This is a genomic window from Myxococcales bacterium (genome assembly GCA_016717005.1).
Classification (GTDB): domain Bacteria; phylum Myxococcota_A; class Polyangia; order Haliangiales; family Haliangiaceae; genus UBA2376.
Genome location: JADJUF010000024.1, coordinates 116,127 through 130,125, shown reverse-complemented (window position 1 = coordinate 130,125; position 13,999 = coordinate 116,127). Strand labels below are relative to the sequence as shown.

The window sequence follows — 13,999 nt, the reverse complement described above, 5'->3', positions numbered from 1 at the left end:
GGTGACGCGGACGCAGCCCTGGTGCGCGCGCACGATGCCGAGCACCGCCGACATGCCCAGCCCGCGCCCGGCGCCCTTGGTCGTGAAGAACGGATCGAAGATCCGCTCGACCGTCGCGGCGTCCATGCCGGCGCCGGTGTCGCGCACCTCGAGCGTGACGTAGGTCCCGGGCGTGAGCTCGGCGCCGCCGACGGCGGTGGCGCAGCTCGCGAGGCGCGCGCGGTCGCAGCGCTCGACCGCGGTGCGGACCGTGACCGTGCCGACGCCCTCGGGCAGCGACTCGGCGGCGTTGGTGAGCAGGTTCATCACGACCTGCTGCAGCTGCGCCCGATCGGCCATGACCATCGCCGGGCCCGGCGCCAGATCCAGGTGGAGCGCGGTCTGCTTGGGCACCACGACCGCGAGCATGCCCTCGAGCTCGCGGACGATCTCGGTGAGGTCGGTCGGCTCGATCACGAACCGGCCCTTGCCCGCGTACGCCAGCAGCTGGCGGGTCAGCGCGGCCGCCCGGCGGGTCAACGCGTCGATCTGATCGAGCGCGTCGCGGAAGCCGCCCGGCACGCCGGCCAGGCGCTGCCGGGCCAAGCTGGCCTGGCCGAGGATCCCGGTCAGCAGGTTGTTGAAGTCGTGGGCGACGCCGCCGGCGAGGAGCCCGAGGCTCTCGAGCTTCTGGGCGTGCTGGAGCTGGCGCTCGAGCTCGCGGGCCTCGTCCTCGGCGGCGATGCGCGCGGTGATGTCGATGACGTAGCCGAGGTAGTGGGTGGCGGCGCCGGTCGCGTCGCGCAGCACGCGCGTGAAGTCGTAGAGCCAGCGGATCGTGCCGTCGGCGTGGCGGACCCGGTAGCGCTCGTGCGCGAACGTCGCCGCGCCGGTCGCGGTGGCGTCCGCGACCTCGCGCCCGACCCGCTCGGCGTCGTCGGGGTGCAGCACCGCGCCGTAGCTGACGCGGCCGCTGATGAAGTCGTCGGCGCTGTGACCGAAAACCTCGATCGCGTTGGCCGAGGCGTACTCGACCGGCCACCCCGCGGCGTTGCGCCACTTGAAGATGACCACCGGCCCCTGCACGAAGATGTCCCGCTCGTCCATATCGTCGCCCACGGCCGCAGCGTACCCGAGACCTCGGCCGCGGTGGGCCGCGATCGTCGTCAGGCCGGCGGCGCGTGCTCGGGCAGGTGCCAGCGCACCTCGAACGACTCGTCGGCGACGCCGTCGGCGAGCATGTTGCGCACGCCGTCGAGCTCGCGCACGCGGCGCCACGCCCACACCAGCGACGGCGACGCCTCGAACGCGAGCGCGTACTCGGCGTCGAGGTCGACCGCGGTGATGTCGGCGCGATCGGGCTTGTCGTCGCCGGGGAACGCCAGCTCGGACAGCAGGCGCCGCGCGACGCCGGTCGCGGCCTCGCCGACGGTCTTGGCGAAGCCGGCGTCCTCCTCGGCGGCGGTCCGGGTCTCGGCGCCGTAGTAGACCCGCAGGTCGGTCACCGGCTGCGCCAGCGTCTCGACCGCCTTGTCGCTGTCGACGTCGACGCGCCGCCGCAGCGACGCCCGCGGGCCCGGCTTCATCCGGCCGAAGAAGTGCGGGCGCGCGCGCAGGCGCCGCTCGATCTCGGCGCCGACGAAGCGCGCGACCTCGACGCGCAGCGCGTCGCGCAGGCGCTCGACCGCGAACTGGTGGCGAGCCGCGAGCGCGGCCTGTTCATCGTCGTGAGTGGCCATGCGGCCTGCTTACCACGACGGGAGCTTGTCCCACAGGCCCTTGCCAGCCTCGACCGCCTTGCCGCCGAGGTCCTTGGCGGCGCCACCGACCTGCTTGCTCTTGTCCATGCGTCTCGGCCTGCTGCTGCGAGCCCATGCCGGTGCCCGAGGTCTCGGTCTCGGCCTTGCCCGACAGGTTGCCGTAGGCGAAGCCGTCCTTGAACAGGTGCGGGAACTTGTTGACCATCTTGACGATGACGTCGACGGCCTTCTCGTCGACGTCGCCCTCTTGCACGTACAGGCCGACGTTGAGCTCGAGGTCGGTGACGATCGTCGACAGCGACTGGAACGCGCCCTCGTCGATCGAGTACTTCTCCTCGCGCACCCAGCCGCCGCTCTTGGACAGGAGCGAGCCGGCGTTGAACATCAGGTGATCGCCGGTCTTGAGCGAGCGGTCCTTGGCCGCGTTCTCGACGCCGGTGATGCCGTGGTAGAACTTGACCGCGCGCACGCCGGCCTCGAGCCCGTCGAGCTGATCGTGGCGGAAGGTGCCGACGCCGATGACGTTGACGCCCTTGGCCTGGAGCATGTCGACGAAGATCTTGATGTCGCCCGGCGTCGAGTAGGTCGACTTGACGTCGAGCACGAGGCCGCCGCCGTTGTCCTTGCGCAGGAAGTCGATCGCGATGGCGACCGCGGCCTCGGCGGTCGTGGCCGAGGCCGCCGCCTGCATCTTGGCGGCGCGATCGCCGTCGGCGGCCGCGCCGTCGGGCGCGGCGCCGCCGCGGTACATCGTCACGGCCTTGCCGAACAGCTCGAGCCACTGGCCGCCGTTCTTGCTGTGCTTGACGTCGTCGCGGCCGTAGCCGACGACCTTGTCCTGCTGGCCCTTGGTCGCGCTCTGCATGACCGTCGTCCAGAAGTTGCCGTGCGCGATCTTGACCTTCGACAGGTCGCCCGGGTCCTTGGGATCGAGCCAGACGTCCCACTCCTGCGGCAGCACCTTCTGGGCCTTGGGATCGGCCTGGCCCGTGGCCTCGCCGCGGCTCTCGAGGGTCTTGCACTCGCCGTAGGCGGCGAGGATCGGGTTGTTCTCGAGCGCGAGCATCACGTCGCGGATGTTCTTGATCGCGGCGATGCGGTCGAACTCCTCGGCCCACAGCGCCTTGAAGATCTGGTTCCAGAGCGGGTCCTTCATGAAGGCCCCGCCGGCGCCCATCATCGCGCCGTGCGCGTAGGTCTGGGCGTCGGGATCGTCGAAGCCGGTGACGCCGGCCGTGCCGGTCTTGACCTTGGCATCGCCGCCCAGGTACCCCGCCCGGGGCTGCCGGCGGCCTGGTCCTGGTTGGTGTTGGCGACGAGCACGTCGTCGGTGACCTCGTGCTCGTTGTCGAGACGCTGGAGCTTGTCTGGGTCGGCCATGGCGCTGCCGGGTAGCGTACCATCGACCGCGCGTTGTATCGTCGAAAGTCGAATGGACAGCCCCGTCGATCGCGCCGCCGAGGTCCTCGCCCTGGGCCGCGCGGCCGCGGCCCGGCTGTGGCTGCGCCTCGGCGCCGAGGGCCACCAGGCCGGCCCCGGTGACAGCGATCGCGCGGCCCTGACCGAGCGCGTCGCGGAGATCCCGACGCTGGCGGCGCGGGTGCTGACCAGCTGGCCGCGGGCCGGCCGCGGGCCGCTGGCGCGGATCGCCCGCTGGCTCGACGGCGATCCCGCGCAGCTGGTGCTGCTGGCGCTGGCGGTGGCGCCGCTGCTCGACGGCGCGCTGGCGCGGAGCCTGGACGCCCTGGCCCCGCGCGGCGGCACGACGCTGGGGCTGCTGCTCGATCTGGCCGAGCCCGATCAGGCCGCGCGGCTGGCGCTGGCGGCCCGGCTCGGCGGCGACCGCGGCCTGGTCGGGCTGGGCTTGCTCGAGATCGAGCCGACGCTGGGGCTGGCCGCGACCGCGCCGGTGCGGGTGCCGGCGGCGGTGCTCGCGGCGGTGCGCGGCGGGCCGATCCCGACGCCGACGGCGGTGGCCGACAGCACGCCGCCGGGCGCGGCGCCGACGCTCGAGCCGGCGACCATCGGCCTGCCCGACCTCGCGCGGCCGCTGCTGGTCGTGGGCCCCTCGCCGTGGTCGCTGCACACGATCGGCCGGGTCCTGGCCGCGCGCGACGGCGCGGCGCTGTGGACCTGCGCGCTGCCGTCGGACGCCAGCCTCGACCTGGGCTGGACGCGGCTGGTGCGCGACGCGGCGCTCGCCGGCGCGGTGCCGGCGTTCGATCTGGCGCCCGAGCGCGAGCCCGATCCGCTGGTGATCGCGCGCCGGCTGGGCGCGGCCGTGCACGCGGCCCGCCGCCTCGACGCCGCGATCCTGCTGTACGCGCCCGACGAGGATCCGGTCCCGACGCCGCTGGCGCAGGCGCTGGCGGTGGTGTCGATGCTGCGGCTGGCGCCGGGCGCCGGCACGCTGCTGGCGCAGGCGCGGCTCGAGCAGGACGGCGTCGCCGACGCGGCGGCGATCACCGCGCGCGCGATCGCGCCGCTGGCGCCGGCGATCGGCCAGGTCGAGGCGCTGGTCGACGCGCACCACCGCGGCACGCTCGAGGATCCCAGCCCCGCGGCCCAGGCGGCGATCGCCGACGCCCTGCGACCGCGGCTGGGCAACCTGGTCGAGCGGGTCGCGCGCCGGGTCGGCTGGGACGCGCTGATCCTGCCGGCGGAGACCACGACCCGCCTGCAGGAGATGGTGCTGTACCGCCGCCACGCCGAGCGCGTGTACCGCGAGTGGGGGCTCGGCAAGCACGTCACCGGCGAGGGCATCGCGGCCCTGTTCAGCGGCCCGCCCGGGACCGGCAAGACCCTGGCGGCGTCGGTGATCGCCACCGAGCTGGGCATCGCGCTGTACCGGGTCGACCTGTCGCAGATCGTGTCGAAGTGGGTCGGCGAGACCGAGAAGAACCTGGCGCGGCTGTTCGCCGAGGCCCGCCACGGCCACGCGGTGCTCCTGTTCGACGAGGCCGACTCGCTGTTCGGCAAGCGCACCGAGGTCAAGAGCGCCAACGATCGCTACGCCAACCTCGAGGTGAACTTCCTCCTGCAGAAGCTCGATCACTTCGACGGCATCGCGATCCTGACGACGAACGCGCTGGTCGGCATCGACGAGGCGTTCCTGCGCCGGCTGCAGTTCCGGGTCGACTTCGACACGCCCGACGCCGACGCCCGGGCCGCGCTGTGGCGTCGCCACCTGCCCGACCCGCGCCACCTCCACGCCGATCTCGATCTCGACGACATCGCCGAGCGCTGGGAGTTCAGCGGCGGCAACATCCGCAACGCCGCGATCCGCGCCGCGTTCCTGGCCGCCGAGGACGGCGGCGCGCTCCACCACCACCACCTCAAGCAGGCGTGCGCGGTCGAGTCCGAGGAGCTGGGCCGGGTCGTCAAGCGCTGATCGCGCGAACGGACTGTCCCGGCGCGCCGCCTTGGGCCCGGCCCGCATCGTCGTCATGATGACCGCATGACGCGCCTCCCGATCGGGTTCATCAGCCACGGCGCGCCCACGCTCGCGCTCGAGGACGGCGGCTTCGCGGCCGACCTGGCGGCGTGGGGCGCGACCTTCACCGGCGCCCGAGCGCCGCGCGCGCTGGTCGTGGTCTCGGCCCACTGGGTCGCGGCCGCGCCGCGCACCGGCGTCGAGGCGCGCGCGCCGCTGCTGTACGACTTCGGCGGCTTCGCCGACGACCTCTACCGCGTGCAGTACCCGGCGCCCGGCTCGGCCGAGCTGGCGGCGCAGGTGCGCGCGGCCACCGGGGCGCGGGCCGAGCCGACGCGCCCGCTCGACCACGGCGTGTGGGTGCCGCTGGGCAAGATGTTCCCCGCGGCCGACCTGCCGGTCGTGCAGGTGGCGCTGCCGCTCGGCCAGGGCCCGGCCGGCTGGCTGGCGCTCGGGCGCGCGCTGGCGCCGCTGCGCGACGACGGCGTGCTCGTGCTGGGCTCGGGCGGCGCGGTCCACAACCTCGGGCGCCTGGCCTGGCGCGGCGGCGCCGCCGGGCCCGAGCCGTGGGCCCAGGCGTTCGAGGCCTGGCTGGTCGCGGCGCTCGATCGCGGCGACGGCGCGGCGCTCGCGCGGATCCTCGACGACGCGCCGGCGCTGCGCGAGGCCCACCCGTCGGTCGAGCACCTGGCGCCGCTGCTGGTCGCGGCCGGGGCCGCGGCCGACGGCGCCGCGCTGCCGCCGCCGCGCTACCCGGTCACCGGCTGGGCGCTGGGCTCGCTGTCGATGCGCTCGGTCGAGTGGCCGTGACCGCGGCGATCACGACGGCGTGAACAGCTCGAGCGTGCCGACCGGCCGGCCGTCGGCGTCGACGCCGCCGACGATCAGCACCTGGCCGTCGTCGAGCGGGCGGGCGACGGCGTCGGCGCGCGGCACGACCATCGGCACGGTCGCGCGGTGCGCCAGCGTGATCAGATCGAGGATCTCGGCGGTGCCGACCACCACGCCGGCGGCGTCGCGGCCCCCGGCGACCACCAGCACGCCGCCCGCGGCGGCGATCGCGGCGCCGGTGCGTGGCGTGATCAGCACGTCGGGCATCTCGACGTAGAGCTGGCTGGCCGGGCTCGCGACGATCGCGCTGGCCGTTGGCACGCCGCCGACCTCGCCGCCGATGATCAGCACACGGCCGTCGGCGGTGGCGACCACGCCGTGGCCGCGCCGCCGCGCGCTGGCCGGGGCCGAGGCCTCGTCGGTGGCGCCGTCGGCGTCGATCCGGACCACGCCGCTGGCGCCGCTGCCGTCGCCGACGAACAGCGCGAACAGCGCGCCCTGCCCGTCGGCGCCGACCCCGGGCACGACCACCGACGTCGCGGCGCCGGCCAGCGTCGGCAGCGCCGTCGCCGGCGTCAGCGTGCGCGTGAACCCGTCGATCACCAGCGGCGGGGCGCCGCCGACGATGAAGCCCTCGCTGCGCACCAGCGCGATCGGCGCGCCGGTCCGGGCCAGGGTCGGCTGCTCGGCCAGCGCCACGACCGCGCCGGCCGGCGCCGCGGTGGTGTCGTAGCGCCAGAGCGTCCCCGTCGGCGCGCCGCTGGCGTCGTCGCCGCCGAGCAGGTAGGCGTAGCCCAGCGCGCTGGCGCCGATCGTCGGCGCGACCCGCGGCGCCGGCAGATCGACGCCGGCCTGCCACGCGTGGGTGAAGACGTTGTAGATCGCCACGCGATCGCTGGCGACGCCGGCGCTGTCGCGGCCGCCGGCCACCAGGACGCCGAACGGATAGGCGGCGGTGCCGACCGCGGCCCGGGCCGGATCGAGCGTCACCGGCGCGGCGGCGAGCGTGTCGGGCGCGGCCACGTAGATCGCGACGTCGGCGTCGATCGCGGCCACCGGCAGGTTGGGCGTGCGCCCGATCGCGACGCGCTGATCGCCGGCGTCGAAGCCCTCGAACGTGAGCTGGCCGGCCGGGCCGTCGGCCGGCACCTCGAGCTCGAGCCGGAACGTCCCGTCGGCGCCGCGGGTCGCCTCGACCACGGTCGGCGGCGACGACAGCGTCAGCCGCGCGCGGACGACGTCGTCGAGCACGGTCGAGCCGGGCGCGGTCACGACGTCGAGCGCGATCGTGCCGGTGAGCCCGCCGCAGCCGCACAGCGCCGCCGCCGCCGCCAGCGCCCAGCCCCGGGTCACGGCGCCTCCGCGATCGCGGCCGCGACCCGCGCGGCGTCGACGCCGCGGATCGCCACGGTCTTGCGCCGCGAGCTGTGGCCGGCGGTGACCGCGACCGCGCCGCGGGCGACGCCGAGGGCCTTGGCCACGAGCTCGATCACCGCGGCGTTGGCCTCGCCGTCGACCGGCGGCGCGGTGACCGCGAGCTTGACGCGATCGCCGTGGATCGGGCCGAGCCGCGCGCGCGACGCCCGCGGCTGCACGAGCACGTCGAGCGTGACCCCGTCCGCGGTGGCGCGCACGAACGTCATCCCTTGCCGCCGCGCCCCAGCTCGCGCGCCCGCTTGGTCGCGGTCTCGACCGCGTTGATCAGGGTCGTGCGCAGGCCGCCCTCCTCGAGCGTGTGCAGGCCGGCGATCGCGGTGCCGCCGGGCGAGGTCACCATGTCCTTGAGCTTGCCGGGGTGCTCGTCGGTGTCCAGCAGGAGCTTGGCCGAGCCCATCACGGTCTGGGCCGCGAGCTTCTGGGCGTCGCGGCGCGACAGGCCGACCTTGACGCCGGCGTCGGCGAGCGCCTCGAGGATCAAGAAGATGTAGGCCGGGCCTGAGCCCGACAGCCCGGTGACCGCGTCGAGCTGGCTCTCGTCGAGCACGATCGTGAGGCCGACCGCGTCGAAGATGGTCTTGGCCTCGAGCACGTCGCCGTCGGTGGCGTGGCGGCCACGCGCGATCGCGGTCGCGCCCGCGCACACCAGCGCCGGCATGTTGGGCATGGCCCGCACCACCCGCGCGCCCGACGGCAGGTGGCTCTCGATGGTCGCCGTGTCGACGCCCGCCGCCACCGACACCACCAGCGTGTTGGGCCCGATCGCGCCCGCGACCTCGCGCACGACCTTCTCGAGGATCTGCGGCTTGACCGCGAGCACGACGATCTCGGACTTGCGCGCGAGGGCGGCGTTGTCGGTCGTGGTCTCGATGCGGTAGGTCTCGGCCAGCTCGGCCAGCCGATCGCCGCGCGGCCCCGACGCGATCACCCGCTCCGGCACGACGACGCCGCCCTGCACGAGGCCGCGGATGAGGGCCTCCGCCATGTTGCCTGCGCCGAGGAAGCCGATGGTCTTGTCGAGTCGAGCGGTCACGCCTCGCGATGTACCACGGGCGCGCGATCGCGGGTCCCTCGCGTTGACCGTCGTTCCGTCGGCGCGTTACGGTGCGGCCCAAAACCCGGGAGAGAGCGATAGCCATGGCGACACCAACCAGGCCGTGCCCGTTCTGTGGCGCGGCCGTGCTGATGACCGCGCCGGCGTGCGGCACGTGCGGGCGACCGATGCCCGCCGCGCCTGCTGCGCCCGCCGGCGGACCTGCGAAGACGATGTTCGGCTACGCGGCTCCCAAGCTCGGGCCGGCCGGCGCGGCCGCGCCCGCACCCAAGCCGCCGGGGCCGCCGGCGCCGTCGGCGCCGCCCGGTCCCGCAGCGCCGCCGCCGCCTGCGTTCGGTGGCCCGCCGCCGGGCGCGCCACCGCCGGGTGGTCCGCCGCCGGGCTTCGGTGCGCCGCCGCCGGGTGGTCCGCCGCCGGGCTTCGGTGCGCCGCCGCCGGGTGGTCCGCCGCCGGGCTTCGGTGCGCCGCCGCCGGGTGGTCCGCCGCCGGGTGGTTTCGGTGGTCCGCCGCCGGGCGGTCCGCCGCCGGGTGGTTTCGGTGGTCCGCCGCCGGGTGGTCCGCCGCCGGGTGGTTTCGGTGGTCCGCCGCCGGGCGGTCCGCCGCCGGGCTTCGGGGGTCCGCCGCCGGGTGGGCCGCCGCAGGGTGGTTTCGGGGTCCCCCGCCTGGTGGTCCCCCGCCCGGCTTCGGAGGTCCGCCGCAGGGTGGTCCCCCGCCCGGCTTCGCAGGTCCGCCGCAGGGTGGTCCCCCGCCCGGCTTCGCAGGTCCGCCGCAGGGTGGTCCGCCCCAAGGTGGCTTCGGTGGCCCGCCGCCTGGTGGTCCGCCGCAGGGTGGCTTCGGTGGTCCGCCGCCCGGTTTCGGGGGTCCGCCGCAGGGTGGTCCCCCGCCCGGCTTCGGTGGCCCACCTCAGGGTGGTCCGCCTCAGGGCTTCGCACCGCCGCAGCAGAACCTGCCCGGCCCGATGGATGACTGGGCCCGGGCGCTGCCGCAGTCCAAGCCCGGCACGCTGTTCGGCGTGCCGCTGGCCAAGCTGCGCGACGTCGACCTGCAGAAGATGGCGCTCATGGTCCTGGGCGTCGCGCTGCTGATCGCGATCTTCATTCCGCTCCGCTTCAGCCCCAAGCTGGTGTTCGCGTTCAAGGGCAACGCGTTCAAGGGCCTGGTGTGGCCGCTGCTCGCGGCCGCCTCGTACCTGCTCGTCGCCGCCGCGCCCAAGGACATCCGCGCCAAGGTGCCGCCGATCGTCCTCGAGTGGTTGCCGTTCGGCGTGTCCTACGCCGGCGTGCTGATCAACGGCATCGGCGCGCCTGCCGGGGTCAGGCCGAGCCGCTCGCCCTGACGTGCTTCTACGCGATCGGCATGTCGACGTTGGTGTTCGGCCTGCTGGCGCGGCTCGCGAACCCCGAGGATCAGATCGCGCGCATCATCATCGCCGTCGGCGCGGTCTCGCTGCTGGTGCCGTTCATCGACGCGTTCGACCTGTTCGACGCACCGGGCGCCCTGTTCAAGCTCTACGCGGTGCTGACCGTGGTGGTGCTGCTCATCGGCGTCGCCTGCGTGATCTTCGTCGTGCCGGCGCGCAAGCTGCCGCCGGCGATGCAGGCGGTCGACGCGTTCGCCCCGCACGTCACGGCGCTGCTGCTGGTGTGGCTCGTCGCGCAGATCGTCCTGCTCATGCTGGCGATCCTGATCCACTTCCCGCACGTGAAGTTCATCGAGTGGTTCCTGATGCTGGTGCGGATGGTGCTGATGCTGCTCGCCTACTTCGGCGTGCTGATGCTGACGGCGCCCGCGGCGTACGACTCGATCATGGACATGGTGAAGGGCAAGAAGCAGCCGCCCCAGGGCCCGCCCGGTGGCTACGGCGGCCCGCCGCCCGGCTACGGTGGTCCGCCGCAGGGGGGTCCGCCGCCGGGCTACGGTGGCCCGCCCCAGGGCGGCTACGGTGGCCCGCCCCAGGGCGGCTTCGGGGGTCCGCCGCCCCAGGGTGGCTTCGGGGGTCCGCCGCCCCAGGGTGGTCCGCCGCCCCAGGGTGGCGGCTGGCCGCCGCCGCAGTGACCGGCCCTCACACCCCGTGAACCTCGACGAGCGCCACCGTGGCGCTCGTCGCCGTTTCGGCCGGCTATCGGCGGCCGCGCCGCGGCTGTATATAAGGTGCGCATGCTCATCCTCGCGTCCGCATCGCCGCGCCGCAGCGAGCTGCTGGCCCGGGTCGGCGTCTCGTTCGCGGTCAGCCCCGCCGACGTCGACGAGTCGGTCCACCCCGGCGAGGCCGCGCGCGCGTACGTCGAGCGCGTCGCGGCCGCCAAGGCCGACGCGATCTCGACCGCCGACGACTGGGTCCTCGCCGCCGACACCACGGTGATCCTCGCCGGCACGATCTTCGGCAAGGCCGACGACGCCGATCACGCCGCCGCGATGCTGCGGCAGCTGCGCGGCCACACCCACCAGGTCACGACCGCCGTGGTCCTGCGCAAGGGCGCGCGCCACCACGCGCTCGCGGTCACCAGCGACGTCGAGATGTGCGCCTACGACGACGACGTGCTCGCCGACTACGTCGCCAGCGGCGAGTGGCAGGGCAAGGCCGGGGCCTACGCGATCCAGGGCATCGGCGCGGCGCTGGTGCGCGCGGTCCACGGCTCGATCACCAACGTCGCCGGCCTGCCGCTGGCCGAGGTGGTCGAGCTCCTGCGCGCGACCGGCGCCGCGACCGTCCACCTCGCGCTCGGGCACCCCGCGTGACCGACGTCGCCGCGCGCTATCGCGCCACCCGGGCCGCGGTCGACGCCGCCTGCGCCGCCGCCGGCCGGCGCGCCGACGAGGTCACCCTCGTCGCCGTCTCGAAGCTGCACCCGGTGGCCGCGCTCGACGCGGCCATCGCCGCCGGCGCCACCGATCTCGGCGAGAACTACGTGCAGGAGCTGGTCGCCAAGCAGGCCGCCGTCGCTACGCAGCCGCGCTGGCACTTCATCGGGCGGCTGCAGCGCAACAAGGCCCGCCAGATCGCAGGTCAAGTGGCGCTCGTCCACGCGGTCGACAGCCTCGCGCTCGGCGTCGAGCTGGGCAAGCGGGTCGCGCCCGGCGCGGTGCAGCCGATCCTGATCGCGGTCAACGTCGCCGGCGAGGCGACCAAGGGCGGCGTGGCGGTCGCCGACGCCCCGGCCCTGATCGCCGCGCTGCGCGCCGTCCCGGGCGTGCGCGTCGACGGGCTCATGACCATGCCGCCGCCCACCGACGATCCCGAGGACGCGCGCCCGCACTTCGCCGCGCTGCGGGCGCTGCGCGATCGCCTCGCCACCGCCGCGGCGCCGCTGCCGCACCTGTCGATGGGCATGAGCCATGACTTCGCGGTCGCGATCGCCTGCGGCGCGACGCTCGTGCGTATCGGCACCGCGATCTTCGGCGACCGCCCCGCCGCGGCGTAGGCGAGTCGCGCACCGCGCACCGCGCACCGGCGGGTGTCGGGCGGCGCGTCGGCTGTCGGGCGGCGCGTCGGGCGGCGCGTCGGGCGTCGCGTCGGGCGGCGGCCGCCGCGGCGCCGGCGTGTCACGTCCGGCGTCGGCCGTCACGTCGGGCGTCGGCCGTCAGGTCGGCCGGCGGGCGTCGAAACGACGGCAGGCCGCCGACGACCTTGAGCGTCACGTGCACCGGCACCGACGCCGGAAACCGCACGCGCGGCAGGTGCGCGCAGCTGCCCTTGCGCTTCTTGCGGCCGGCGCCCGGACGCCAGCCGCCGTGCCCGGTCGGGCGACGCGCCTGATCAAGCGTGAGCTGGATCGGCGTGCGGGGGCGTCGCAATGTGCTCATTTTTGATTATGGCATATATAGCATTTTGCAACGAATCGTCAAGCCCGCGCGCCGGGCGTCGTGGGGGGGTACAGCCCTGATACATCCTTGACAGGTCGGTCCGAGGACACCCTGGACAGGCTGGGGCACTCGCCCACGGACATCCTTGACGCGTCATTCATCAGGGGGGCGACCGTCGTCGATGCCCTGAAAAGCGACCGACATGACGAGGGAGCGGACGAAGCTCGTCCTCGAATGGGAGCGGCGGTGGAACGAGGCCGAGGGCGGCTTTGTGAACATGGCTGAGCTCTGTCGGCGCTTCGGCGTGAGCCGACAGACTGGGTACACCTGGGTCGAGCGCTATCAAGCCGCGGGCCGCGACGTGGGCGGGGTCCGTGAGCGGTCGCGCCGGCCCAAGACCTCACCCACCGCCATCAGCACCGAGGTCGAAGCGCTGGCCCCGACGTGGTTCGCGCGCGCCGCGCTCGCCCAGCGTGTCCGCGTCGCCGCTGGCCCCGGCCGCCATCGGCGACGGCACCGCGGCCCCGAGCGTTCACCGCGGCGCTGGCCCCGCCGCGGTCCGTGCGCAGCCACGCTCGCCCAGCGTGCCCAGCCTGCCTGCGGCGCCGCTGCCAGCGCTGACGTCACCGCGGCTCCGAGCGATCACCGCCGCCTGGCCCCGACGCGGTCCGCCGCGGTGCACGCGCCGCCCTGCGCCGGCGAGCGCTGCGCCGGCGCTCAGTGCAGCCGGGCGGTGACCACGCCGAACGGATCGACCGCGACCGCCAGCGGGACCAGGGTCACGCCGTACTTCTTGGCCAGGTCGCGCCGGCGCGACACGTCGACCGAGACCACCGGCTTACCGCTCGCGGCCAGCTCGGCACGGACGCGCTGGCAGTCGCCGCACAGCGGGTGCGTGAACATGACGACCACGTCGGTCGCGCCCGGGTCCGCGCCGAGGCCGGCGAGATCGACCCGATCGATCGCGCCCCCGCGCACGCCGCGCAGGCGCGCGCTGATCTTGTACAGCTCGCAGCCGACGCACAGGCCGGTGGTCGCCGCCACCGTCGCCAGCGCCACGACCGTCAGGCCCAGCGCCGCGCCGACCGTGGGCAGCCCGACGGCGTAGGCGCCGGTCGCGATCGCCAGCACGCCGGCGCCGATGATGTTGGCGAACCGCGGCGCGCGTGAATCTTCGAGGGGCCCCTCGCCGAGGCGCGGCTGCAGCACGTCGAAGTACAGCCGACACGGCAGGCAGTAGCGGCGCCCGAACCGCACGGCGATCGCGAGCTGCAGCGCGAGGAGCCCCAGCAGCGGCCACGCGCCGGTCGCGACGGCGATCGACGCGACGATCGCGACGATGGTCTGGTTGGTCCGCGGCGCGCGGCTGTCGATCACGGCGAGGTCGCGGTACGGGTCGGCGCGGCGCTGCATCTCCGCACCGTAGCAGACGTCCGTCCGCTATCACGGCTGATTTCCATCAAAACAGACAACCGTCCGAAATCACGGCAAGGCTCCGGGGCGTCGCGGACGAGCGGCGCGGCGATCAGCGCCGGGCGTCGCGGCGCGCGCAGGCCTGGCGTCGGGCGCGCCTGGCGGCACGGCGATCAGCGCCGGGGGCCGCGGCGCGCGCAGGCCTGGCGTCGCGCGCCTGGCGGCACCGCGATCAGCGCCGGGGGCCGCGGCGCGCGCAGGCGGCGCGGCGATCAGCGCCGGGGGCCG

Annotated in this window: 14 protein-coding genes and 1 pseudogene; 7 read left to right on the top strand and 8 right to left on the bottom strand. The window is 75.1% G+C overall.

The window, feature by feature from the left end; all coding sequences use genetic code 11:
• The 3 genes from IPL61_21435 to IPL61_21425 form a co-directional block, all read right to left on the bottom strand.
• Positions 1-1,098: PAS domain-containing protein (locus tag IPL61_21435; protein MBK9033795.1), on the bottom strand; the 1,098-nt coding region annotated here is incomplete at its 3' end.
• Between the two features lie 47 nt (positions 1,099-1,145).
• Positions 1,146-1,718: a hypothetical protein gene (locus IPL61_21430; protein MBK9033794.1), complete on the bottom strand. Its 573-nt coding sequence runs from the start codon at positions 1,716-1,718 to the stop codon at positions 1,146-1,148.
• Positions 1,699-2,895: a hypothetical protein gene (locus tag IPL61_21425; GenBank protein ID MBK9033793.1), complete on the bottom strand. Its 1,197-nt coding sequence runs from the start codon at positions 2,893-2,895 to the stop codon at positions 1,699-1,701. The genes IPL61_21430 and IPL61_21425 overlap by 20 nt, the downstream gene beginning before the upstream one ends.
• A 276-nt stretch (positions 2,896-3,171) precedes the next feature.
• On the opposite strand from IPL61_21425, the gene IPL61_21420 reads away from it, so the two are divergent.
• Both IPL61_21420 and IPL61_21415 read left to right on the top strand, forming a co-directional pair.
• Complete coding sequence (locus IPL61_21420) at positions 3,172-5,130, top strand: ATP-binding protein (protein ID MBK9033792.1); 1,959 nt, start codon at positions 3,172-3,174, stop codon at positions 5,128-5,130.
• 66 nt (positions 5,131-5,196) lie between these two features.
• Positions 5,197-5,982 (top strand): dioxygenase, encoded by a 786-nt coding sequence (locus IPL61_21415; GenBank protein ID MBK9033791.1) that lies wholly within the window; start codon positions 5,197-5,199, stop codon positions 5,980-5,982.
• 9 nt (positions 5,983-5,991) lie between these two features.
• Here the strand turns inward: IPL61_21415 and IPL61_21410 are convergent, their stop codons facing one another.
• From IPL61_21410 to proC, 3 genes are read right to left on the bottom strand one after another with little or no spacing between them, the layout of a single operon-like run.
• The gene (locus tag IPL61_21410) at positions 5,992-7,356 is read right to left on the bottom strand and encodes a hypothetical protein (GenBank protein ID MBK9033790.1); all 1,365 of its coding nucleotides are present in this window, start codon (positions 7,354-7,356) and stop codon (positions 5,992-5,994) included.
• Positions 7,353-7,646 (bottom strand): DUF167 domain-containing protein, encoded by a 294-nt coding sequence (locus IPL61_21405; protein MBK9033789.1) that lies wholly within the window; start codon positions 7,644-7,646, stop codon positions 7,353-7,355. Before IPL61_21405 ends, IPL61_21410 begins: the two co-directional genes overlap by 4 nt.
• Positions 7,643-8,425 carry a pyrroline-5-carboxylate reductase gene (proC, locus tag IPL61_21400; protein ID MBK9033788.1) on the bottom strand — a complete coding sequence of 261 codons (783 nt, stop codon included), beginning with the start codon at positions 8,423-8,425 and terminating at the stop codon, positions 7,643-7,645. The genes IPL61_21405 and proC overlap by 4 nt, the downstream gene beginning before the upstream one ends.
• Positions 8,426-9,452: 1,027 nt before the next feature.
• On the opposite strand from proC, the gene IPL61_21395 reads away from it, so the two are divergent.
• From IPL61_21395 to IPL61_21380, 4 genes are all read left to right on the top strand, one after another.
• A complete protein-coding gene (locus tag IPL61_21395; protein MBK9033787.1) occupies positions 9,453-9,830 on the top strand; it encodes a hypothetical protein in 378 nt (125 codons plus the stop codon).
• Between the two features lie 20 nt (positions 9,831-9,850).
• Positions 9,851-10,549: a hypothetical protein gene (locus IPL61_21390; GenBank protein ID MBK9033786.1), complete on the top strand. Its 699-nt coding sequence runs from the start codon at positions 9,851-9,853 to the stop codon at positions 10,547-10,549.
• A 96-nt stretch (positions 10,550-10,645) separates the two neighbouring features.
• A complete protein-coding gene (maf, locus tag IPL61_21385; GenBank protein MBK9033785.1) occupies positions 10,646-11,233 on the top strand; it encodes a septum formation protein Maf in 588 nt (195 codons plus the stop codon).
• Entirely contained in the window at positions 11,230-11,916 is a 687-nt protein-coding gene (locus IPL61_21380; GenBank protein ID MBK9033784.1) for a YggS family pyridoxal phosphate-dependent enzyme, read from the top strand. Before maf ends, IPL61_21380 begins: the two co-directional genes overlap by 4 nt.
• Before the next feature lie 121 nt (positions 11,917-12,037).
• On the opposite strand, the gene IPL61_21375 is transcribed toward IPL61_21380, so the two are convergent.
• Positions 12,038-12,298 (bottom strand): hypothetical protein, encoded by a 261-nt coding sequence (locus IPL61_21375; GenBank protein MBK9033783.1) that lies wholly within the window; start codon positions 12,296-12,298, stop codon positions 12,038-12,040.
• 202 nt (positions 12,299-12,500) lie between these two features.
• On the opposite strand from IPL61_21375, the pseudogene IPL61_21370 reads away from it, so the two are divergent.
• Positions 12,501-12,731, top strand: a pseudogene (locus tag IPL61_21370) (helix-turn-helix domain-containing protein).
• 284 nt (positions 12,732-13,015) lie between these two features.
• Here the strand turns inward: IPL61_21370 and IPL61_21365 are convergent.
• The gene (locus IPL61_21365) at positions 13,016-13,711 is read right to left on the bottom strand and encodes a DUF4395 family protein (protein ID MBK9033782.1); all 696 of its coding nucleotides are present in this window, start codon (positions 13,709-13,711) and stop codon (positions 13,016-13,018) included.
• Positions 13,712-13,999: the final 288 nt, after the last annotated feature.